Consider the following 21505-nt stretch of genomic DNA (forward strand, 5'->3'; position numbering starts at 1 on the left):
TCCTGTTCGCTATGTACAAGACGTTCGTTGCAACGCGGGAGGACTGGCCTGGGGAGGCTTGGCTAGCGCGTTTTGTCGCCGGCCGGGCGGAGGCCGAGAGCTGGTATTTCGGGCAAGCCGTGGTGCCGACCCCAAGCGCCGAGGACTGTCGCGCCGCTCTAGAGCGGCACATGCCCGAGCTGCTTCCTCATTATGAGCGCGCCTGCGCCCTCGTCGGAGATGACGAGGTCGCTCACCGGATGCTGAGCCATTACCGTCCCGCGCCGGAAAACTATGGCTGCAGTCAGGCCGTCTGGCTCGGAGAAGAAGGCCCGGCACTCATCCGCAACTTCGACTATCCACCCGACATCGTGTCCGACCGTTTCGAGTTGACCGAGTGGTCGGGCCTGAAGGTGATTTCGAAGGCACAGCGGCCTTGGGGAGGCTGCCTCGACGGGATGAACGAAGAGGGACTGGTCGCCAGTGTGACTTTCGGCGGAAGCCGTGTTCAGGGCGTCGGCTTCTCGATCATTCTCATGCTCCGCTACGTGCTCGAGACCTGTCATCGAGTGAACCAGGCGGTGGCGGCCTTGTGCCGGATACCGGTTGCGCTTCCGCAGAACGTGACAGTGCTCGATCGCTCGGGCCGCTACGCTACCCTGTTCCTCGGCCCCCGCCAGCGACCGATCATCTCGCGCTTGAGGGCATGTACGAACCATCAGCGGACGGGAAGACCCTCATCGTCTTCGATGGCGCGACAGCTCCGGCTCTTGCAAGCGCTGGAGGAGCCTTCTATGTCGCTTTCGAGGCTGACGGACCTGTTTCTTCTGCCACCACTTTATTCCGGGCGGGATCCTTACCGGACTCTCTACACGGCCGTCTACCGACCCGCAGAAGGAAGAGTGGACTATATCTGGCCGGGGAAACGCTGGTCCCAAGGCTTCAAGGACTTCCGGATCGGCGAGTACACACACTGCTACTTGTGAGGCCGCGTGATTTGATGACCGCAACGGTTCTCTATCGAACAAAATAGGCCTCGATCGCGCCGATGCCTCGCAGGTCCAGCGCGCATCGTGGCTCGATGGTCCACTGGCCCCGCAGGGCGCGCCTGGTTGCCTCCGAGATCTGAATGCGATCGGCAGCCCCCTGTGCTTCGAGGCGGCTTGCGATATTCACAGTTTCTCCCCACACGTCGTAGACGAAGCGATGCCGTCCGATCAGGCCGGCGACGACGGGCCCCGAATGGATTCCGATGCGAACCCGAAAGCGATCGCTGTCGGGAAACGTGTCGCGCAACGATTCCAGCATGGACTTTCCGAGAGCTACGATCCTGTCGGCGTGATCGGCGCAAGGCTCCGGGATGCCGCAGGCGGCCATATAGGCGTCGCCGATCGTCTTTATCTTCTCCACGCCATGTCGCTCGGTCAGGAGATCGAACGTGCTGAACATCCCGTCCAGCCGCCTGACCAGATCGGACGGCGGCAGCCGTGCGGCAATAGGCGAGAAGCCGACGATATCCGCGAATAGAATGGAAACCGCTTCGAAGCGGTCGGCGATGATCTCTTCGCCGCCTTGCAGCCGGGCGACGATTTGATCGGGCAGGATCGCGTGAATAAGCGCATCGGCGCGTCGCTTTTCCGTTTCGATCCGCTGCAGATATCGGTGCTCGCGGTCGAGCCAGCGCTTCTTCTCTAGCGCGGAATTGATGCGGGCGCGCAGCAGGACCGGATTGAAGGGCTTCGTCAGATAGTCATCGGCTCCCGCCTCGATGCACCGGGCGACGGCCGCGACTTCGCTCAAGCCCGATATCATGATTACAGGAACGTGGCGCCAACGGTTCTCCGCCTTAAGCCGCGAGAGAATCTCGATGCCGTTCATGTCTGGCATCAATATGTCGAGCAGAATGACGTCGAACTCGTCTTCGTTCAGTCTCTTAAGCGCCGACAGGCCGGAATCGGCAGTGACGACGCGATGGCCTTCACGGCGCAACCGGCGGGAGAGAAGATCGCGATTGCTGGCGACGTCGTCAACGACGAGGATCCTGCCGCCCTGATCGGGCCACGGCTCATGCTCGGTCCTGAAGAGGAGGCGTTCGAGCTCCGCCGCGTCGATTTCGGTTTGATCGCCCGGCTGCAGCATGAGGGCTCCTCCGCGCGAAAGGCCGGCAATGGCATCAACCTGTTTCAGGAGCTCGGCCGCAGCGGCAAGTATCTCACCGAGATCCTCCCTCAGCGTGTGCTGATGCTGATCCCCGACCTCGTCGAGGATCATTTCCGCATAGCCGATGATGGCATTGAGCGGCGTGCGCAGATCGTGGCGGAGCCTTGCCTCCGCCTCTGCTCCCCCTTCCTGCGAAGGGCAGTCCTTCCCTTCGATCAGGCTATCTATGAGGCCGTTCAATTGCCTTGCGGCGGCTCCGATCCGCTCCAGGTCCGTCTGAATGTGGGTTAAACCGAGCTCTCGCGCTTGCTCTCCCAACAACTCCTGAAATCCCAGGATCGCCCGCGCCGGACCGGCCAGCCGCTGCACCACATGGGCGGCGATGGCCTGGCGCTGAAATTCGTTCCCGATACTCATTTTCGTAAATGGCCGCTCAATGGGGTGCCGTCAGCAGTTGCTCGATCTTCCGGACGAGCTGCGAAAGGTCGACCGGTTTGCTGTCATAGTCGTCGCAGCCGGCCTCGAGCGCCATGTCCCGATCGCTCGCCATGGCGTGGGCAGTCAGCGCGATGACCGGTATCCTCGACGTGACCGGGTTGGCCTTGATCCGCCTGGTCGCTTCCCACCCGTCCATCACCGGCAGGCTCATGTCCATCAGGATCAAATCAGGCTTTTCCGAAGCGGCAAGCTCGACGCCGGCCTTTCCGTTCTCGGCAATCAGCACGTCGAAACCGCGACGAGACAACCGCCGCGAAAGCATGTCGCGATTCATTTCATTGTCTTCCACCAGAAGGATTCTCGTCATTGCGCTTCTCCTCCGGTCTATTGCAGTGCCTTCAGCCGTCGGCGACGGCCGTACCGGCCGTTTCGCGTGATCCTATCTGGCGCTCGAGGGCCGCGACCAGTTGCGACCTGCTGTTTGCGCCCTTGTTTACGACGGCTACCGCTCGGTCGCGGAGCCAGCTCAGCTCGTTTGCAGAAAGGTCCTTCGAAGTGACGACGACGACCGGAATATTCTGGAGTTCCGGCACGCTCTGCATCTCGCTCAACGTCTGGAATCCGTCCATCTCGGGCATCAGGAGATCGAGCAGGACGAGACGCGGCTTAAGCCGCTTCATGAGCTCGAGACCGCGGATGCCGTCGGCCGCCTCGTGGACCGTCCATTTCCTCTTCACCAGAATACGCCGGAGGAACTCGCGGGAAGCCTGATCGTCGTCGATGACCAGCACGTCGCGATTGCCGCCGCCGTAAGTCTCTATGGTCCTGATCAGCTTGTCGGTGTCGATGGGCTTGGTCAGATATTCGACTGCTCCGAGCGAGAGGCCGAGCTCGCGATCCGCGAGGATCGTCGCGAGGATAACGGGGATCGTGCAGAGTTCGGGATCGCTCTTCAGTGTGCGCAGCACCGACCAGCCGTCCTGATGAGGCATGATGATGTCGAGAATGATGGCGGCGGGCCGATGCTCCCGAGCAGCGGCGATGCCTTCCGGTCCGCTTGCGGCTTCGATCGAGGCAAGGCCTGCTTCCGCGAGCGCCCTTGCGATCAGGTTGCGGGCGGCCGGATCATCGTCGATGATCAGCGCGGTTCGACCCTCTGTGATCAGCGGCATTTCGGCTGCCTGAGGTTCTTCGCTCTCCCGCCTGCATTGCGCCGGTACCTCCATGGTGAAGGTCGAGCCCTTTCCGACTTCGCTTTCGACTTTAACGACACCGCCTATCATGCGGCAAAAGCTGCGGGTAATGCTCAACCCCAACCCCGTACCGCCGTAGTTCCGTGTGGTGGACGCATCGGCCTGCGTAAAGGGATTGAAGAGCCGTTCTTGCTGCTCCGGCGTCATGCCGATGCCGGTATCGGACACCTTGAACACGAGCCAATCGCCGCCCGCTCTTCTTTGACGCCGAACCGAAAGCGTCACCTTGCCGCCATTGGTGAATTTGGCGGCGTTGCTGAGCAGGTTGAAGAGATTCTGGCGCAGCTTGGTCTGGTCGGAGTGCATCTCCCCGAGATCGCCATCGATGTCCTTGATGAACTCGTTGCGGTTCTTTGCCATCAGCGGCGCGACGGTAGCACTCACGTCGCGCAGCAATTCGGCGACGTCGAAGGTTTCGAGGAAGAGCTCCATCTTGTTCGCCTCGATCTTCGAGAGGTCGAGGATGTCGTTGATGAGCGACAGGAGATGCCGTCCGGCTGCGGCTATTTTTTCGAGGTCGGGCACGAGCTCTTCGTCGTCGTGGTCGCGCGCCTCCTCCATCAGCATCTCGCTGTAACCGATGATGGCGTTGAGCGGCGTGCGCAATTCGTGGCTCATCGAAGCGAGAAAGCGGCTCTTGGCCTCGCTTGCGGATTCGGCCTTGCTCTTGGCCCGCTCGAGTTCGACCTGGCGCTGCTTGAGTTCCGTTATGTCAGTGTAGACGGCAACGGTCCCGCCATCGGGGATCTTGCGCTTGCTGATGCGAACCCATTTGTCGCCGAACCGCCTCTCGTCGACGAGGCCGGCCGGATCCCTGTGACGGCGCAGGCGGTCCTCGATCCACTCCTGCGGTGACTTGCCTTCGAGGTCTATTTGCCCGTTTGCCAGGTTCTGCTCCAGGATTTCGTGGAAGCTCTTGCCGCGAAGTTCGTTGGGCCTATGGCTCGGAAAGATCTCGCAATACTTGCTGTTGGCGACCAGGATTCTGTCATCCGGATCATAGAGGACGAATCCGTCGGAAATCGCCTCGAGCGCCGCGGCGATCGTCCGCCTCTGCCGCTCTGCTTCGTCTTCGAGCCTTTTCTTTTCGATAGCGCTTTCACGGAAAAGCGTGAGCGTCCGCGCCATCGCTCCGAGTTCGTCGCCGCCCTCCTGGGGTATCTCGACGTCGTAGCGGCCTTCCGTGAGGTCCTCGATTACGCGATTAAGACGCCGGAGCGGACCGACGATCGAGCGCAGGACGAGAAGCGTGAGAAGCGAGCCGACGAGGACCAGGAGGCCCACGAGGATTGCGGCGCCTGTGGCGGTCTTCTCGGTTTGCGCTACGACCTCGTTGCGGGCGGCTTCCGCTTCGGCCTTTACCTGGTCGACAAGCTTGTTGAGATCGGCATCGACCTTGCCGCTGTGAATACGGGCCTTCGCCAGCAAGGCGTTGCCGACAATGCGGTTGTCCTGGGTATAGCTGTCCGTCGCCTGCAACGCGGTTTCGACATAGGCGTCGACCTCGGTGCGGATCTCCTCGACCGCCTCGGGCGCGTGCTGTGCGAGGCGATCCAGTTGGACCTGCAGCCGTTCGCGAGCGTCATCGGCGTTGCGCTGTGAATTCATGAGCAAACTGACGGAGAGGTCGGTGAGCCAGTATCTGAGATCTCCGAAGGCGACATGCGCCGCTGCAGCCGATGCTGCTCTGTCGAACAGCTCCCTGGTTTCGGCCATGCGTTCGGCGCTGCGATAAAGCGCCTGAGTGAGAAAGACGGATGACAGAACAAGGCTGATCAGACCTGCGGCGGTCAGCGCCGCCACTCGCGCGGAAATCGGCAGATTGGCGAGCCGGCTGGCGAGCCCCTTCGTCGGCGCAGAGGCCGCTCCGGCTGCCTCCAGCTGCTGTCCCAGCGCGCTCATTTGAACAAGACGATGCTGATCGCACCGCCCAGATCACCCGCTTTACCTCCCTCTTTCGGATAGCCGGTGACGTCGATTTCGCCCTTCGGCACGCCGTGACAGGTAAGACAGGACTCCGTGTAATATTCGGGCAGCAGCATCCGGAAAGCAGGACGGCCGTTCACCTCGGTCACTTCCGTATAGATTTCGCCCCTCGGCCGCTTCGGATCCGAGAAGACTTCATTGATGACCCGTGTTTCCCAGGCGTCGGGGAGCGACTTTCGGTTGCGCACCAGGGCTTCCGGCGCAGTCACTCGAACCAGCGCCTCGTGTCCGACTTTGGCGGCGAATTTCTCGTTCATCAAGCGCGCGAAAACAGCTGGAACGAAACCCTTAAAGCCGATGCCGGGACGGTTTATGTCGTCCTGCTCTTCGTCGACGACCTCACGCATGGCCTCGACCTGAGCCTGGAGCAGCTTGCGGTCGCGCTCAGCCAGATCATCGGAGATCGATTGGCCGCCGGTGCGCTTGGCATAGAGGGCAATCGCCTCTTTCGTGAAGCGCTCGCCGTCGAGATTTTTATCTCCGACCGCCGGATCATTGATGAGCGTCTGGTAGTTCGAAAGGACGCTTCGGGCCGCCCTGAGCAGTTCGGCGAGCCGCGTTCCGGTCACCAGGTCAGCGCGCTCGTCAGCCGCCGTTGGAAACGAAACGAGAATAAAACCGGAGAAAATTGCGAAAATGCAGCTTCTCGCCAAGGCTGATGTGGCTTCCATTTCCCATCCCTCCCGGAGGAAGCACCAAACCGGAAACATATCACAGGAAGGCCGATGGAAGGAGTCGTCTCTGGCAGTTTACCGGCGGCCCATCGCCGTAAGGCGGGTCACGATTCACGGTAACCGAAATGTGCCTCTAGCGTGAGCCACTCGACAGGGGAGCATGCCCGCGGGCGGGAAGCGGCGGAAGTAAAAATGCTCGGTTTCGGTTCGCTCGGCCCGAATTTGAGTAACTTCCATCGCTATTCTCAGGCCTCGTCCCGTCACGTGCTGCAGCATCGGTACATTCACGGAGCAATTCGCAGCGATGGCAAGACGAGGTCACAAGGAGCGATGGCATGGCTGTAGATTTCAACCACACAATACTGTCGACCCGTGACAGCGAGGCGTCGGCAAAATTCCTGGCGGAAATGCTTGGCCTTCCAGCCCCGAGGCGCTGGGGGCCTTTTCAGATGGTCACGACGGAAAACGGCGCCAATCTCGACTACATGAATACCGACGGCGAAATCACGCCGCAGCATTATGCGTTCCTGGTCGGCGAAACCGAGTTCGACGAGATCTTCGGTAGGATTCGCGAGCGGAAACTCCCTTATTGGGCTGACCCCGGCCGAACGAAGCGGGGGGAGATCAATCACCACGACGGCGGCCGCGGAGTGTATTTCGAGGACCCAAACGGTCATCTTCTCGAGGTGATTACCCGTCAATACGGCAGCGGTGGGTGGAACCCATAATCTCCCGGGGACGTACTCTTGGATTCGAAAGCGGACATGGCGGGTCGACCTACGGCGCTGCAACCGCGGACGTCTGCTCCTGCGCGGCCTTCCGGAACAGGTAGGCCGATAAGAGCCACAGGGCGACGAAGAAGCCGGTCAGGAACACGACGGCTTCCGGAAAGCTCGGCGCCGCGGAACCGAACCCCGCGGCGAGCGCGATGACGCCGACCATCCCCTGAGTGAGCGCGGTCAAGAAGAACGCGCGCGCCATACCGCTCGGCTTGAAACGAGCGATAACGGCGCCGACGATTCCGACGGCGAGCACCCCGCCATACATCAAGTTGGCGGGGTTGTTCTCGGACCCGATGATGCCAACGGCAGCGTTGATCCAGATGAGGCTGAATGCTGCCGCGAGCGCAACGCCGACGGCTGCCCGATACGCTTTATTGTTTGTCATCCTTGCCGCCAGTTCAAAGGTGACGGCGGTGGCGACGATCAGACCACCGGCGAAAGCGAAGTCGGTCTCATCCCAGTTCACTTCATCGGTGAACTGCATCGCGACCGAGGGCAACAAGAGCACGAGCGCGGCGATGATCCAGGCCGATATCCGCCAAACGCTTCGTTGTCCGCCGCCGATTTCGCTCCTTCCCGCCATCGCACTGCCTCCGCGCTTGGGTGAAGCAAAGCATCCGGCCGATGATCGCGCTTGTCGCCGGCGTTCGCAATGGGGCGGCGCGCGTCCGGCTCCTCAACTAAGCTGCGGCGGCGGCAATGCGATCGAGCGCGTCTTTCACTCTCGGCATGTCGGCGGACGGCAAGGGCAGGATTGGCCGTGGTGGCGCGGCGTGGCAAAGGCCAAGCACGTCGGCTATCGCGTACATGACGCGGAAGCTGCCAAACTCCTTGAACAGGCCCCACATGGCCTGAAAGGCCCGGTCGAGGCGTTCGGTTTCGGACGTGTTGCCAGCTTGGGCTGCCTGCGTGAGCACAATGGCTTCGGAAGGCAACAGGCCGGCGATCACGCTGTACCAGGCGTCGCAGCCTGCCAGCAGCGCATCCGCAGCGCCCCAATCGCCGCTGTAACCGACCGCAAAACCGGCCGGTGTGCGCGAGCGCAGGCGCTGAAGTTCACCCTTGAAATCCCCCTGAGCGGGGAGCGGCATTTTTACGGCGGCAATGTTCGGCACGCTCGCCAGGCGGACGATCAGATCGTCGGTGAAGGTGAAGCGGGTGGTGCTCGGGTTGTTGTAGATGCACAGGGGCAGTTCACCCGCTTCCGCAACGGCGGAAATATGCTGGAAGACCTCCTCTTCCGTCAGCGGGGTATAGGACATCGGGGCCAATAGGAGGCCATCCGCCCCCGCCTTCCTTGCATCGCGGGCGAGCGCCTGAGCCTCGTCGGTTCTGAGCGCGCCGACACCGACGATGACGGGTATCTTGCCGCCGACGCACTCCATGGCTGCTTCCACGGCACGCTGTCGCTCGTGCCTCGAAAGAAAGGCGTAACCACCTGTGCTCCCGAGCAGTCCGATCGAGTCGGCGCCGGCCGTAGATATTCGTTCGAGGAGACGCGCGAGCGCTCCCGTGTCGACATGCCCCGCTGCATCCGCGGGCGTGATGGAAAAAGCCGAAAGGCCAGCGAACAGTTTCATGGTGCTCTCCCTGATCTTCATGCGCGCGACAGCAGCAACCGGAGACCGGCAAAGCCAAAACACACGGCCAGGAGCCCTTCGATCCAGCGCCTCGCGCGACGGTACAGGCGTATCATGGGTGTGGTAGAGAAGATGATCGCATAACCGCAGAAGATGACGACGCTTAAAACCGCGCAACCGACGAGGATCGCCGCAAGCGTATGCCATGACGAGCCCGGCCCCAGTCCAAGCGTTACAAGGGCGATCCAGGCGAGGATCGATTTTGGATTGCTAAGATGCATGAGCAATCCGCGCCGGTAGAGGTCTGCTCCCGACAATGCGGCACCGTTTGGACCCGCGTGTGCAGCAGCCTTCGCGTCGGAAGCAAGCGCGGCCCTGCCAGCCTTGAAGGCGAGATAGAGGAGATAAAGGCCGCCGAAGATTTTGAGAAGGATCAGCGCTTCCGCATAGCGGGTCAGGGCTGCGGAGACACCCATTGCAGCCATCGCGCCCCAGAAGATTGAACCGCTGACGACGCCGGCAGCGAGTATGAGGGCTGCGCGTCTTCCGTTATGCATTGCCACCCCCATGATCCGCATATTGCTGGGACCGGGGCTGCCGGCTGCGATCACATAGGCGGTATAGACGATGAGGAGATGGTGGAGTTCGGTGGACAATCTGAGGCCCAATCATGCTGTCGGTTGTTACGAGGGTCGGTCGAAGCGGAACGCCGGCAGAGTGGCGACTATAACGCTCTCAAGAGATTGAAGGAAATCATCCACATTGTAAGAGCGATGAGCGTTTCCAGAATCCGCCAGGACGCCGACTTCGAGAAGATCGGCCGCAGCCAGGTCGCGCCGTAGCCGAGCGAGAAGAAGAAAAGAAACGAGCCCGTTGCGGCTCCCGCCGCGAACGACACCTCGTGTCCCGGAAACCGGGTCGAGATGGTACCGAGCAGCACGACCGTATCGAGATAGACGTGCGGGTTGAGCCAAGTGAGAGCCAGACAGGTGACAAGCGTCGCCCGGAAGGTCGAGGAGGCCGTCTCCTGCACCGCCAAAGCTCCCGACGAGTGGAAGGCGGAATAGAGGCTTTTCGCACCGTACCAGATCAGGAACGCCGCTCCTCCATAGCGCATGACCGGATCGAGCCACGGGAGCAATGCGGCAATCTGCCGGAAACTGGTCACGCCTAGCGTGATCAGCACGGCGTCGGACAATCCGCAGGCGAGGCAGACGGCGAACACATGTTCGTTGCGCAGGCCCTGGCGCAGCACGAACGCGTTCTGCGCGCCGATCGCGACAATCAGGCTGAGCCCCATCATCAGGCCCGTGCCGAAAACCGAAAAATTCATGCCCTGAAGCGCGCTCCCGAAATACCGTGAGCTTTTCCGCTATCGCGTTTCGCAAATTCAGGATAGTTAATGTTGCTAACCGAGATTAAGCAAAACTAAGGCATGCTCGATTATTCCGCTCTCCGCGCCGTTTCGGCGGTGGTTCAAACAGGCAGCTTCGAAAAGGCCGCAGCTCTTCTCAACGTGACACCCTCGGCCGTCTCGCAGCGGGTGAAGCAGCTCGAGGAACGTCTTGGCATCGTTCTGGTCGCGCGGGGCAATCCCTGCACCGCAACGGAGAAGGGAGACTGGCTCTGCCGGCACATGGAGAATGTCGGCATGCTCGAAGCCGAGCTGTTCGAGCATCTGCCTGCCCTCGTCGATCCTGCGGAGCCCGAACAGAGGGTGACGCTGCACATTGCGACCAATGCCGACAGCCTCGGAACATGGTTCCTGGCGGCCATGTCGAGCTTCGCCAGAGGATCTTCGCATCTCTTGAACATTGCGGTCGATGACGAGGACCATACCGCCGAATGGCTGCGGCGAGGGCAGGTGGTCGCCGCCGTCACCAGCGTGGAGAAGCCGGTTCAGGGCTGCCGGCGCATGTTCCTCGGCGCGCTCCGCTATCATGCAACGGCGAGCCCCGGATTCATCGCCCGGCATTTCCCGCAGGGCGTCACGTCGGAGGCCATTGGCAATGCGCCGGCCTTGACCTTCAATCAGAAGGACAGGCTCCAGAGCCGGTGGATACGTCAGGTATTCGCAGAAGACCTAAGCCCTCCGACCCATTGGCTGCCTTCGACGCAAGGTTTCGTCGAAGCCAGCCTTTCCGGCATGGGATGGGGCATGAACCCGGCCCCCCTTGTGCGCGAGCACTTGGACTCCGGGCGGCTGGTCGAGCTGATCCCGGAAACGCCGTTGGACGTTCCCTTGTATTGGCAGATGAACCGCCTTGCCGCCGATCGGCTGGTTGACCTGACACGCGAGGTCGCGGCTGTAGCCAAGCATCATCTGCTGGGCTGAAACGACACCAAGGTGCCGGGTGGGCATGATTGACCCCTCCTGACCGCTCGTTCCGGAACCATACTGCTCGCAACTCCTTCTTCCCAGCATCGGTGGTCCGAACCTTACGAGGACCGTGGAAAGCCCTGATGGACTGGAGATGGAGCGTTACCATATAGCTCTTGGATTATTCGGCATCGTGGTGCTGCTGACGGCCTGGATTCCCATGGCCTTTCGTCGGCTGCCGCTTTCCCTTCCCATCTTTTGCATCGCTATTGGCATATTGGCCGGACAGTCGATCTTCAACCCGATCTCCCAACTGGCCGGTTTCGACAGTCGGCTTGTCATAGAGCGTATGACGGAGTTTACCCTTATCGTAGCGCTGATGGGCGCCGGCCTGAAGATTGACCGCCGATTGGGCCTCCTTAGCTGGGCTCTCACGTGGCGCCTTCTCGGCATCGCAATGCCGGTGGGAATTGCCCTGATGGCGGTCGGCGCCCACTGGATGCTGGGGCTTGGAGCTGCTTCGGCGATCCTTCTTGCCGCTTCACTCGCACCGACGGATCCGGTGCTCGCGAGCGACGTACAGGTGGGGCCGCCGCAGACCGGGACGGAGGACGAGGTCCGCTTCACCCTCACATCCGAGGCTGGCTTGAACGACGGCCTGAGCTTTCCTTTCGTCTATCTGGCGATTGCAATCGCGCTCGCGCCCGACGAGCCGGACTGGTTCACGAACTGGCTCCTCATCGATGTGCTGTGGCGGCTTCTCGCCGGCATCGTCACGGGGTGGCTCGTCGGGAAGGTGCTTGGTTTCGCGACGTTCCGCCTTCCGAAAAGTGCCGCACTCGTGCGCACCGGCGACGGCTTCGTCGCAATGGGCATCACTTGCCTTGCCTACAGCTTGACTGAACTCGCGCACGGCTATGGATTCGTGGCCGTCTTCGTGGCAGCGCTTTCCTTCCGCACGGTCGAGCGCCATCACGAATTTCACAAGGAGCTTCACGACTTCTCCGAGCAGATCGAAAGGCTGCTGATGATGGTATTTCTCGTCTGCTTCGGGGCGGCCGTCAGTGTCGGCCAGCTTATTGACGAACTTGATTGGCCCTTGGTCGTATTTGCGCTGTTCGTCATCCTGATCGTTCGGCCGGCTTCCGCCTGGGTAAGTCTTCCCTCGAGCCTGCCGAAAGGAGAAAGAGCGGCAATCTCGGTGTTCGGGATCCGCGGCATCGGCTCCATCTACTACCTCGCATTTGCAACAGGGATGGCCAATTTCGAAGAACTCGGCGTGCTCTGGTCTGCGGTTGCCCTGATCGTACTGATTTCCATCGTCATGCATGGGCTGACCGTCACGCCGGCAATGCGCTCGCTCGATAGGAGGCGTGGAAGTAACAGGCCTGGAGATGAAGGCGACGTTTGGCAGAGTGACTCGACGAATACCCGGAGGTCGAAGAATGGTTAGCCAGCCCCCTCGGCAGACTGGTCTCGATCTCTGGGATATTGCGGCACCGCGAGAGGTTGGAGCCAGGTCTCGCGTCTGATGACCCAAATTTCGTACTCCGGGACCAGAGAGGTCGGGGCGTCATCCAGCGAGCCAACGCGGATTTCGGTTTCCTCCTCCCCCGGGTTGAACAGCCGCGATCCGCAAGCGGGGCAAAAGCCGCGGCCGGCGAATACCTTCACCTCGCCACTGCTCTTGAAAGCCCGTGTGGGCCAGACGGCGAAGGTCGTAAAGGACGAGCCACTTTCCTTTCGGCAGTCCGCGCAATGGCAAAGTCCCACACGCAAGGGCTCGCCGCTTACTTCGTAGCGCAGGGCGCCGCACAGGCATCCGCCGGTTCTCGTAACCATGTCCAATCTCCTGCCGTGACCAGCCCTGTCCCTCGATTTAGGGCAGATGGGCGATCCGAGGAGTCCTTGAAGACGGCGCGCGTGAAGCGGCTGTCGCCCCTTGGGAAAGAAACACATGAGCCTTATGTAAGAAACCGGTGCAATCTTCCGAAGGCGATCGCTCATGTCAGACAAGCCGATCAAAATTCCCGGGCCCGATCACCCGATCACCATCAATCGCAATCCGGCGCGCGTCGTCGTCAAACTCAACGGCCACGTCGTTGCCGATACGCGCGAGGCGCTGACATTGCGAGAGGCCTCCTACCCGCCGGTGCAGTACGTCCCCCGCAAGGACGTCGACATGTCGCTGCTTGATCGCACCGACCATTCGACGCATTGCCCTTACAAGGGCGACGCTTCCTATTACAGCATCATCCCCGGTGGCGAGCGCTCGAAGAACGCCATCTGGACCTATGAAAACCCGCATGCAGCGGTCCGTGAAATCAAGGACCACATGGCGTTCTATCCGGATCGGGTGGATTCGGTCGAGGAATTGTAGCGCCGACGCAGGCGAGTTCCAATCGTGCGACGAACCACGGCTGAAGATGCCAGGTTGCATCCTGTCCAGGCCACGCGTGGAGCCTGGTTCTTGTCGGGCATTTAAAGGGCACGCCGCACAGATGAAGTGCGGCGTGCCCATGCATAGAAGTCAGCCCGGTAACGAGTGCTTGCCGGCTTTCGACCTACTCCGCCGGCTGAGGGAGTTCACCGCTTAAATGCTCAGCTCGTTCACCAGCAAGGGTGGGCTGGCCCAAAGCGATCGTCACCACTGTCGCTGCGCCGGCTACGATCGACACCCAGAAGCCGTTCTGCGCGCCAAAATTGTCCACGACCCAGCCCGATACGAATGCACCAAGCGCCATCCCGATGCCTATTCCGGTCATCACCCAGGTGACGCCTTCGGTCAGCATTGTCTCCGGCACGCGGCGCTCGATCAATCCAAAGGCCGTGATGAAGGTCGGCGAGATCGCGATGCCGCTGAGGAAAACGGCGAGCGCGAGCAGCGGTACGGATGTGCCCGCCACCAGGAGCGGCAAGGACGTGAAGGCAAGCACGCTGACGGCGATGAGCAATTGGCGGTGCAACGGCATTTTTGGATTAAGAGCGCCGAGGATGAGCCCGAGCATGAAAGAACCCACCGCGTAGACGCCGATCACCAGACTTGCTGCACCCGGCTGCCCGAGCTCCTTGGTGATCGCCACGGCGCTTACCTCCGCCGTTGCAAAGATCGAGCCGACGAATACGAGCGCCAGCGTGATGATCTGTACGGGGCGCTGACGGATCGCCGAGCCCTGAATAGCGTGACCCTCCGCAAGCCGCACTTTGGGTTCCGTCGAACGTTGCAGTATGAAAGCCGCAGTTCCCAAGGCAAGGAACAGCGTGCTGATCAGCATGCCGGCTTCAGGAAAAAGCGCGACCGCCAACCCCACCGAAAGAGATGCGCCGGCGATATAGACGAGCTCATCGGCAGCGGACTCGAATGCGAAGGCGGTGTTCAGCTCCGGCCTATTACGGAAAAGCTCCGTCCAGCGAGCACGGACCATGGCCGGAATGCTCGGCATGCTCGCGGCGAGGAATGCGGCGGCGAACATCGTCCATTCGGGCCACCTCTGGTTTGCCGCCACGATGAGTGCGAGGAATGACAGGACCGAAACGATCGTGGTCGGCGTGACGACAGCCGACTGGCCAAAACGATCGACCAGTCTGGATATCTGCGGCGAGACAAGCGCGTTGGCGAGAGCGAAAGTGGCCGAGACGGCGCCTGCGAGCCAATACTCGCCATGGGTCTGAGATAGCATCGCGACTATCCCGATCGGCGCCATGGCGAGCGGCAGTCTTGCGAAAAAGCCTGCGGACGAAAAGCGTTTGGCGCCGGGCGCGGCGAAGATTTCCCTGTATGGATTTGACATGCGACGCTCCTTTAAGACTTGGACGTGCTTCCCACATACGTGGCGTATGTGAATGGGTAATTGCATACGTCGCGTATGTCAAATAAAATACGTCGCGTATGCGAAAAAGCATACGCGACGTATGCGGAAAGGAAGTCGATGGCCAAGCCACGCAAGGAAATGATCGCCGAGACTCGGGCCAAGCTGATTGCAGCCGCGCGCCGGGCATTCGGAACCATCGGTTATGCGGAGGCCTCGATGGATGATTTCACCGCCGAGGCCGGCCTCACGCGCGGTGCGCTCTATCACCACTTCGGCGACAAGAGGGGCCTGCTGCAGGCGGTGATCCAGGAGATAGACGCCGAAATGACGGAGCGGTTGAACAGGGTGTCAGCCGACGCGCCGACCCGATGGCAAGGCTTCGTCGAGGAGAACGTCGCCTATGTCGAGATGGCTCTCGAGCCGGAGATCCAGCGCATCATGTTTCGAGACGGCCCTTCCGTTCTCGGCGATCCGTCGACATGGCCCAACGCCAATGGCTGCATTGCCGCTGTTGCGCGAACCATCAGCGCGCTCAAGTCCGAGGGGGCTATTGCAGACATCGATCCCGAGGCGGGCGCTCGGCTCATTGTTGCGGCGAGCAGCGGCGCTGCGCAATGGATCGCCAATTCCGAGGATCCGAAGGAAACGTCCAGGAGAGCCGTGGACGGCTTCCGTACCCTGCTCGAAGGTCTACGCGCCCATGAAGACGAAATCCGCCGCGCCGTCTGAGGTCAGGCTGGCGAAGGGCGGCAGCGAGTCGGCACATCTAAATGATGACCTGTTCTCCGAGCTCGACCACACGATTTGCGGGCAGGTGGAAGTAGTCGGTCGGATCGATCGCCGAGTCCGCCATTGCGATGAACAGCTTATCCTGCCACCTCGGCAAGCCCGACTGAGGGTCTGCAACCAGCTTGCGCCGACCGAGATAGAAGGAGGTGGTCATGATCTCGAATTTGAACCCCTCCTTCCGGCAATGTGCGAGCGCCTGCGAGACATTTTGGTCGTCCATGAAGCCGAACCGCAGCTCCAGTCTGCTGAAGCGGTTGGAGAGCTTTGTCAGCGTATAACGGTCTTTTTCCGGGACATAAGGCACTCTGGCGGTCTTGATGGTCAGAATGACATTGTGCTCATGCAGCACATGATTGTGTTTGATGTTGTGCAGGAGAACCGCTGGAGTGGTGTCGGGAGTTGCGGTCAGGAAGATTGCGGTTCCCGGTACGACAACGGGAGCATGCTCGGACTTTCGCTCCACCGCGGCTATGAACTGATCGAGCGGGATTTCGTGGCGGGCCGTCTTCTCGCGCAGGAGCCTGACGCCTTTGCGCCAGGTCCACATCAGCGTCATCACGGTGCCAGCGAAGAGGATGGGCACGTAGCCACCGTGGTGGATCTTGAAGAGGTTGGCGCCGAGAAAAATCAGTTCGAGCAGGAACAGAGGAAGCAGGAATGCGGTCGCCGCCCAGGCAGACCAGCTCCAGAGATAGCGCACGAAGGCGAAGGCGAGAATTGTGTCGATCAGCATGGCGCCGGTGATCGATATGCCGTAGGCCGGGGCAAGGGATTCGGAACTGCCGAATACGAACATGAGAACAAGAACGCCGATCAACAGCGCAGTGTTGATCAATGGCAGATAGATCTGTCCCGTTTGCGTTTCCGAGGTGTAGCAGATCTCGAATCTTGGCAGGAAGCCGAGGTGGATCGCTTGCCGCACGAGCGAAAACGCTCCGGTGATCACTGACTGGCTGGCGATGATCGTTGCGGCAGTGGCAAGGATCACCACCGGCAACAGGGCCCAGCTCGGGAACATTAGGAAGAATGGGTCGGAGATGGCCTCGGGATGCGACAGCACCATCGCACCTTGTCCGAGATAGTTCAGGGCCAGAGCCGGAAACACGATTGCAAACCAGGCCGCCTGGATCGGTTGACGGCCGAAGTGGCCAAGATCGGCATAAAGCGCCTCGGCTCCCGTCACCGTGAGGAAGACGGCGCCGAGCACGATGAAGCCGATGAGACCGGCATTCCACAAAAAGGTAACTGCGTGAACGGGGTTGAATGCCGCGAGGATTGCCAGATCGTCACCAATATGGGCGACGCCGGCGGCTCCCATCACCAAAAACCAGATGAGAGTGATCGGGCCGAAGAAGCTCGACACGGCTCCCGTGCCGCGGGACTGCACTGCAAACAGCAGCACCATGATGGCGGCCGAGATCGGCAGGACGTAATCGTGAAAGGCCGGCGTGACGAGCTTCAGTCCCTCGACAGCCGAGAGCACGGAAAGCGCCGGCGTGATCATCGCATCGCCGATGAAAAGGGCGGCGCCCAGGATACCTGCTACGAACATGGCCGTCGTATAGCGCGGAGCCCTTTTCATGAGCAGGGCAAGCAGCGACAGCGTGCCGCCCTCGCCATCATTGTCGGCTCGAAGCAGGAAGAGGACGTATTTGCAGGTGACGATCATCGTCAGCGTCCAGATCATCAGCGAGATGAGCCCGACGACTTCTTCGCGCGCGACGCCGCCTTCCGAAAACGGGCGAAGCGCCTCACGGAAGGCGTAGAGCGGACTTGTCCCGATATCGCCGTAGACGACGCCCACCGATCCGAGGGTGAGTACCAGGAACTGGCGCAGATTATTCGCCTGTGCCGGCGCATGGTCGAGGGAGGTGGTCATGGGTTCTCCCCGAATGGTGGACCCCGATGGGCATACGACTGTGCTTTTCAAGTGTCAAATAGGGGCATGTAAAAGATCTCTGCAAAGAACGCCTGCAACCCGAGGAAGTTTCCGAGTCTCGTGAAGTCGGCAGGCCGCTGACATGGGGATAGCCGATTGCCGGCGCATCTTCGGCTGGTCACCGGAACTCGCCCCGCAAAGGCGCGTTATGGGAGAACCGCATCCGTCGAGGTTCGCCATGAATGCCGGGAAGGAACGTAGCCGCTCGCTTTGGATGGAGCACCCGATGGACTTCGACGGTCCACCACTGGCGGGCGATCTGACAACGGAAATACTGGTCATCGGTTCTGGAATCGCCGGTGTTTCATGTGCTTACGAATTGGTCCGTTCGGGCCATCAGGTAGCAGTCGTAGACCGCGGACCTGTCGGCCGCGGCATGACCGCGCGTACCAGCGCTCACCTGGCCTTCGAACTCGACGACTATTTCGAAGAGCTGCGTTCGCTGCGCGGAGCGGATGCATGCAGGCAATATTATGAAAGCCAGTGCGCGGCTGTGGATCGCATCGAGGAGATTTGTCGCCAGGAAGCGATCGACTGCGATTTTGCACGGATCGATGGTTATTTCGTTCCGGCGGAAGAGAAGGATGCCGAATATCTGCGCAAGGAGCTGAACGCAGCCCGCGCCGCAGGCTTCGCAGACGCGGAATGGGTCGACAACGGCCCGGGCGCCTGGCGCTCCGGCCCGGCTCTCCGCTTTCCGCGCCAGGGTCGATTCCATCCGCTGAAGTATCTCGACGGGCTCGTCGGAAGTCTGCATCGCCGCGGTGCCGCACTCTATCCTGAAACTCCGATCGTCGGCTTGGATGAAAAGGATCATCAGGTGCACGCCAGGACCGGCACCGGCGGGACCATCACGGCCGCCAGGGTTGTGGTGGCGACCAATTCGCCGTTTCACCTTCGTATTCCCATCCACACGAAACAGGCCCCCTACCGCACCTATGTGATCGCCGGCCCCATTGCGAAGGGCGCGGCCCCGGACGCGCTCATCTGGGACACCCTGGAGCCGGGCTATCACTATGTTCGTGTTCAGCCGGGAAGTGACGAGGACACGCTCATCATCGGCGGTGAGGATCACAAGACCGGCGAGGCGGACGACATGGATGAGCGCCTGGCCCGGCTTGAGGCCTGGGCGCGGGAGCGCTTTGCGGAGCTCGGCCCGATCAGCCACAGGTGGTCCGGACAGGTGTTCGAGCCCTCGGATTACGTGCCGTTCATTGGGAGAAGCCCGGGATACGACCAGGTCTACGTCATTACCGGGGACAGTGGAGAAGGCCTCACCACGGGAGTGGCCGGAGCACTGCTGATCCGGGACCTGATCGACGACGGTGTCAGCCCTTGGGCCGACGTCTACGACCCCGGTCGCTTGATGCTGCGCGGCGCCATCGAGTTCGCAAGGGAGAATGTGGACGCTGCGAAGCACTGGGCGGCGCGTCTTGGCGGCGGCGAGGTTGCTTCGCTCAATGACATCCGTCCCGGCGAAGGGGCCCTTGTGAAGCTCGACGGCAAAATGACTGCCGCCTTCCGAACCGAAGAGGGCGATCTCAAACTATGCAGCGCGAGCTGCACCCATATGGGCTGCGTCGTGCGCTGGAACCGCTTCGAACAGTGTTGGGATTGCCCCTGCCATGGATCCCACTTTTCCCCGGACGGCGAACCATTGCAGGGTCCTGCCTTCAAGCCGCTTTCGAAGGTCGAGCGCTGACCCCCGGCCCTCGGCCGCATACGTCCGATCCGGGGCGATGACACCACGTCATTGATGATGACCGCCTGCGTCGCGCGGCCTGTTCTCCGAATCCTCCGGCACGCCGGCAGGCGGGCGGTCTCCGCGCGCGCGACGGAATGTGCCCGGGATGCTGGCGATCAGCACGGCGAGGACGGCGGTGACGAAGATCCCGTCGAATGTCCCGGCGCCGCCGATCGAGGCGACCGGCGCCCCCAGCTCTTGCAGACTGTCGAGGTTGAGCAAATCGGCTCCGATGAGTGTGCCGAGGCTGCCGCCGATATAGGCGAGCGGAGCGGCATGTTGCCGCGACAGCAACAGGGCGACGATCCCTGTAGTAATGGCGGGAGCGAGAATGGGCAGGGCAATGCCGAGGCCGGGTACCGGCCGGGCGAGCGCGTGGCACACCGCAGCCACGGCCACCGTAGCGAGCAGGCCGCGGCCCCATAGGCCGTTTCTGGCGAGCAGATAGATGGACATCAGGCTGGGGATCAGTGCGCCGCCGACGTTCACGGCGATCACGGTTCCGGGCCAATCGACGACCACCGGCACGACATATTGCATGCCGAAATAATCGACCACCTGTCCCGAAAGGACGGGCTGCCCCGGCAATTCCGCCAGAGGGAGATTGAGATAGCTGCCGAGCAGCGATGCGAGGAGAATGAGAAGGGCGGCGCGGGCGCTGATGCCAAGGCGGGTATAAGCGTATTGCAAAACCCCGATCTGAATCAGCGCGACCAGCAAGACAAACAGCAGCGCCAAGGCGGAGAAGAGAGGAGCAGGAAGCGGCAGGTAATGGAACTGGCTGAATCGCATTGATCCCTCCGCGAATTTCCTTGCGGCCGAGGGCTCGGGGAACGGACGCGCGTTCCAGAACCATCTTGAGCAGCGGCGTGGATTGCAGCCGCCGATATAGCGGGAAGCATCGGGGCAAGCGGTCGCGAGGTCTAGTGCTATTTCAACAGCTTACGAAGATTTAATCTCTCCTGCGGCGGGCGTTCCGGTTCGTCCCGACTTCGACGCGCCCGAATAGAGTCGTCTCTTCAGACCGTTGCGGTCGCTCCAACACCATCCTGAAGTGCCGGAACGATAAGTCGAGCCGCTGGTTGGGTTGCGCTCGGAGGTGCGTCATGAAATCGCTCAATCTCAACCTTGCCGCGACATTGCTGTTGCTGTCCTCGCTGGGGACAGGCTTCGCACAGCAGGAAAAGCTGCCTGTCGATGCCCAGGGATTCGCGCGGCAGGTAGCGATCTCCAATCTCTTCGAGTTGAAAGCCGCGGAACTGGCGCGGCAGCGGGGCAGAGGAAAGCAGGTCCTCGATTTCGCCGAGCGGATGCGGGCGGATCATGCCAGAGCCGGCAAGGAACTGGCCGAGGCTGCCCGCAAGGACGGCGTCCAACCGGCGGATACGCTCGACAAGGAGAGCGAGGAGAAACTGGCGGCATTGAGTGCGCTTCAAGGCGGCGACTTCGATCCGGCATACCTCTCTTCCCAGGTCACGGCCCATGAATCAGCCGTTGAACTCTTCAGGAATTACGCGGAACACGGACAGGCCGGTGCCTTGAAAGCCTTTGCCGAGGCCACTTACCCGACGCTCAGGACGCATCTGATCCAGGTCCAGTCGCTGACGGGGCCTTGATCGGCGCGCGGGGCAAACGTGACGCTACAAACGGGCCTCGCTCTTAGATCACGATGATTTTAGGTCGGATCGACCTAAAATCACGAACGTGATTGATTCTAATAAGTTAGCACGGGACGTGGGCGGAAACCGCGCACACTTTTCCTCATCCCGCGCTGGCGCGCTTGCTTCGTGGAGTGCGGGCTCGTAAATCCGTAAACATCAGCGAAGCCTCCACGCATGCGCCGATGAACGATGCCCTCGAGATATCGGGACTTTGCGCCCGCGATATCGCCGCCCGGCAGTCGCTGACGGCCCGTTGGTAGCGACTGCCGTGGGTCGGCCACTCGTGTTCGAGGAAGTCCAGCGCGTCATAGGGTCCGCAGAACCGCCGCTGAATACCGCTTTGAAGCGTCACCGCGAGGGGTGCACGCCAGGGAATCTCTTTCATCGA

The 21505-nt window shown here is 61.3% G+C and carries 20 protein-coding genes and 1 pseudogene; 8 read left to right on the forward strand and 13 right to left on the reverse strand.

Features of this window, described 5'->3' with window-relative positions; translation table 11 throughout:
* Window positions 1-11: 11 nt before the first annotated feature.
* On the forward strand, window positions 12-965 hold the full coding sequence (locus AYK65_RS26460; RefSeq protein WP_081162069.1) for a C45 family autoproteolytic acyltransferase/hydrolase: 954 nt from the start codon (window positions 12-14) through the stop codon (window positions 963-965).
* Window positions 966-996: 31 nt separating this feature from the next.
* Here the strand turns inward: AYK65_RS26460 and AYK65_RS26465 are convergent, their stop codons facing one another.
* Genes AYK65_RS26465 through AYK65_RS26480 form a run of 4 tightly spaced genes read right to left on the reverse strand, consistent with a single transcriptional unit; the run spans window position 997 to window position 6487 of the window.
* Window positions 997-2556, reverse strand: a complete 1560-nt coding sequence (locus tag AYK65_RS26465; protein WP_081162072.1) for an adenylate/guanylate cyclase domain-containing protein — start codon at window positions 2554-2556, stop codon at window positions 997-999.
* Between the two features lie 16 nt (window positions 2557-2572).
* Window positions 2573-2944, reverse strand: a complete 372-nt coding sequence (locus tag AYK65_RS26470; RefSeq protein WP_046119197.1) for a response regulator — start codon at window positions 2942-2944, stop codon at window positions 2573-2575.
* A gap of 31 nt (window positions 2945-2975) precedes the next feature.
* Entirely contained in the window at window positions 2976-5732 is a 2757-nt protein-coding gene (locus tag AYK65_RS26475) for a response regulator (RefSeq protein WP_081162076.1), read from the reverse strand.
* Window positions 5729-6487 carry a Tll0287-like domain-containing protein gene (locus tag AYK65_RS26480; protein WP_081162079.1) on the reverse strand — a complete coding sequence of 253 codons (759 nt, stop codon included), beginning with the start codon at window positions 6485-6487 and terminating at the stop codon, window positions 5729-5731. The genes AYK65_RS26475 and AYK65_RS26480 overlap by 4 nt, the downstream gene beginning before the upstream one ends.
* Window positions 6488-6825: 338 nt before the next feature.
* Between AYK65_RS26480 and AYK65_RS26485 the strand changes: the two genes are divergently transcribed.
* On the forward strand, window positions 6826-7218 hold the full coding sequence (locus tag AYK65_RS26485) for a VOC family protein (RefSeq protein ID WP_081162082.1): 393 nt from the start codon (window positions 6826-6828) through the stop codon (window positions 7216-7218).
* Between the two features lie 49 nt (window positions 7219-7267).
* Here the strand turns inward: AYK65_RS26485 and AYK65_RS26490 are convergent, their stop codons facing one another.
* The 4 genes from AYK65_RS26490 to AYK65_RS26505 form a co-directional block, all read right to left on the reverse strand.
* Window positions 7268-7855, reverse strand: a complete 588-nt coding sequence (locus AYK65_RS26490) for a hypothetical protein (RefSeq protein ID WP_081162085.1) — start codon at window positions 7853-7855, stop codon at window positions 7268-7270.
* 97 nt (window positions 7856-7952) lie between these two features.
* Entirely contained in the window at window positions 7953-8852 is a 900-nt protein-coding gene (locus AYK65_RS26495; RefSeq protein WP_081162088.1) for a dihydrodipicolinate synthase family protein, read from the reverse strand.
* A 17-nt stretch (window positions 8853-8869) separates the two neighbouring features.
* Window positions 8870-9508, reverse strand: a complete 639-nt coding sequence (locus AYK65_RS26500; RefSeq protein WP_081162091.1) for a LysE family translocator — start codon at window positions 9506-9508, stop codon at window positions 8870-8872.
* Window positions 9509-9576: 68 nt separating this feature from the next.
* Complete coding sequence (locus tag AYK65_RS26505) at window positions 9577-10185, reverse strand: LysE/ArgO family amino acid transporter (protein ID WP_026614857.1); 609 nt, start codon at window positions 10183-10185, stop codon at window positions 9577-9579.
* Window positions 10186-10287: 102 nt separating this feature from the next.
* On the opposite strand from AYK65_RS26505, the gene AYK65_RS26510 reads away from it, so the two are divergent.
* Together AYK65_RS26510 and AYK65_RS26515 are read left to right on the forward strand one after the other, a co-directional pair.
* The gene (locus tag AYK65_RS26510) at window positions 10288-11187 is read left to right on the forward strand and encodes a LysR family transcriptional regulator ArgP (RefSeq protein WP_081162094.1); all 900 of its coding nucleotides are present in this window, start codon (window positions 10288-10290) and stop codon (window positions 11185-11187) included.
* A gap of 139 nt (window positions 11188-11326) precedes the next feature.
* Window positions 11327-12625: a cation:proton antiporter gene (locus tag AYK65_RS26515; protein WP_081162098.1), complete on the forward strand. Its 1299-nt coding sequence runs from the start codon at window positions 11327-11329 to the stop codon at window positions 12623-12625.
* On the opposite strand, the gene AYK65_RS26520 is transcribed toward AYK65_RS26515, so the two are convergent.
* A complete protein-coding gene (locus tag AYK65_RS26520) occupies window positions 12622-13014 on the reverse strand; it encodes a GFA family protein (RefSeq protein ID WP_026614859.1) in 393 nt (130 codons plus the stop codon). The two genes, AYK65_RS26515 and AYK65_RS26520, sit on opposite strands and share 4 nt — an antisense overlap.
* 163 nt (window positions 13015-13177) lie before the next feature.
* Between AYK65_RS26520 and AYK65_RS26525 the strand changes: the two are divergent.
* A pseudogene (locus tag AYK65_RS26525) lies at window positions 13178-13571 on the forward strand (DUF427 domain-containing protein); the annotation flags it as partial.
* A gap of 165 nt (window positions 13572-13736) precedes the next feature.
* Here AYK65_RS26525 and AYK65_RS26530 read toward each other — a convergent pair.
* A complete protein-coding gene (locus AYK65_RS26530; protein WP_081162101.1) occupies window positions 13737-14963 on the reverse strand; it encodes an MFS transporter in 1227 nt (408 codons plus the stop codon).
* A gap of 138 nt (window positions 14964-15101) precedes the next feature.
* On the opposite strand from AYK65_RS26530, the gene AYK65_RS26535 reads away from it, so the two are divergent.
* The gene (locus AYK65_RS26535) at window positions 15102-15713 is read left to right on the forward strand and encodes a TetR/AcrR family transcriptional regulator (RefSeq protein WP_081162104.1); all 612 of its coding nucleotides are present in this window, start codon (window positions 15102-15104) and stop codon (window positions 15711-15713) included.
* Between the two features lie 37 nt (window positions 15714-15750).
* On the opposite strand, the gene AYK65_RS26540 is transcribed toward AYK65_RS26535, so the two are convergent.
* Window positions 15751-17652 (reverse strand): potassium transporter Kup, encoded by a 1902-nt coding sequence (locus tag AYK65_RS26540; protein WP_081162107.1) that lies wholly within the window; start codon window positions 17650-17652, stop codon window positions 15751-15753.
* Window positions 17653-17890: 238 nt separating this feature from the next.
* Here AYK65_RS26540 and AYK65_RS26545 point away from each other — a divergent pair, with 238 nt between their 5' ends.
* The gene (locus AYK65_RS26545; protein WP_081162111.1) at window positions 17891-19414 is read left to right on the forward strand and encodes an FAD-dependent oxidoreductase; all 1524 of its coding nucleotides are present in this window, start codon (window positions 17891-17893) and stop codon (window positions 19412-19414) included.
* A gap of 48 nt (window positions 19415-19462) precedes the next feature.
* On the opposite strand, the gene AYK65_RS26550 is transcribed toward AYK65_RS26545, so the two are convergent.
* Window positions 19463-20248, reverse strand: a complete 786-nt coding sequence (locus tag AYK65_RS26550) for a DUF1614 domain-containing protein (protein ID WP_046119206.1) — start codon at window positions 20246-20248, stop codon at window positions 19463-19465.
* Window positions 20249-20562: 314 nt separating this feature from the next.
* On the opposite strand from AYK65_RS26550, the gene AYK65_RS26555 reads away from it, so the two are divergent.
* Complete coding sequence (locus AYK65_RS26555) at window positions 20563-21072, forward strand: DUF4142 domain-containing protein (protein ID WP_081162114.1); 510 nt, start codon at window positions 20563-20565, stop codon at window positions 21070-21072.
* A 145-nt stretch (window positions 21073-21217) separates the two neighbouring features.
* On the opposite strand, the gene AYK65_RS26560 is transcribed toward AYK65_RS26555, so the two are convergent.
* On the reverse strand, window positions 21218-21502 hold the full coding sequence (locus AYK65_RS26560) for a DUF982 domain-containing protein (RefSeq protein WP_026614866.1): 285 nt from the start codon (window positions 21500-21502) through the stop codon (window positions 21218-21220).
* Between the last annotated feature and the right edge of the window lie 3 nt (window positions 21503-21505).

Origin of the sequence: Ensifer aridi (genome assembly GCF_002078505.1) — a bacterium.
In the GTDB taxonomy this organism is placed as follows: Bacteria; Pseudomonadota; Alphaproteobacteria; order Rhizobiales; family Rhizobiaceae; genus Sinorhizobium; species Sinorhizobium aridi.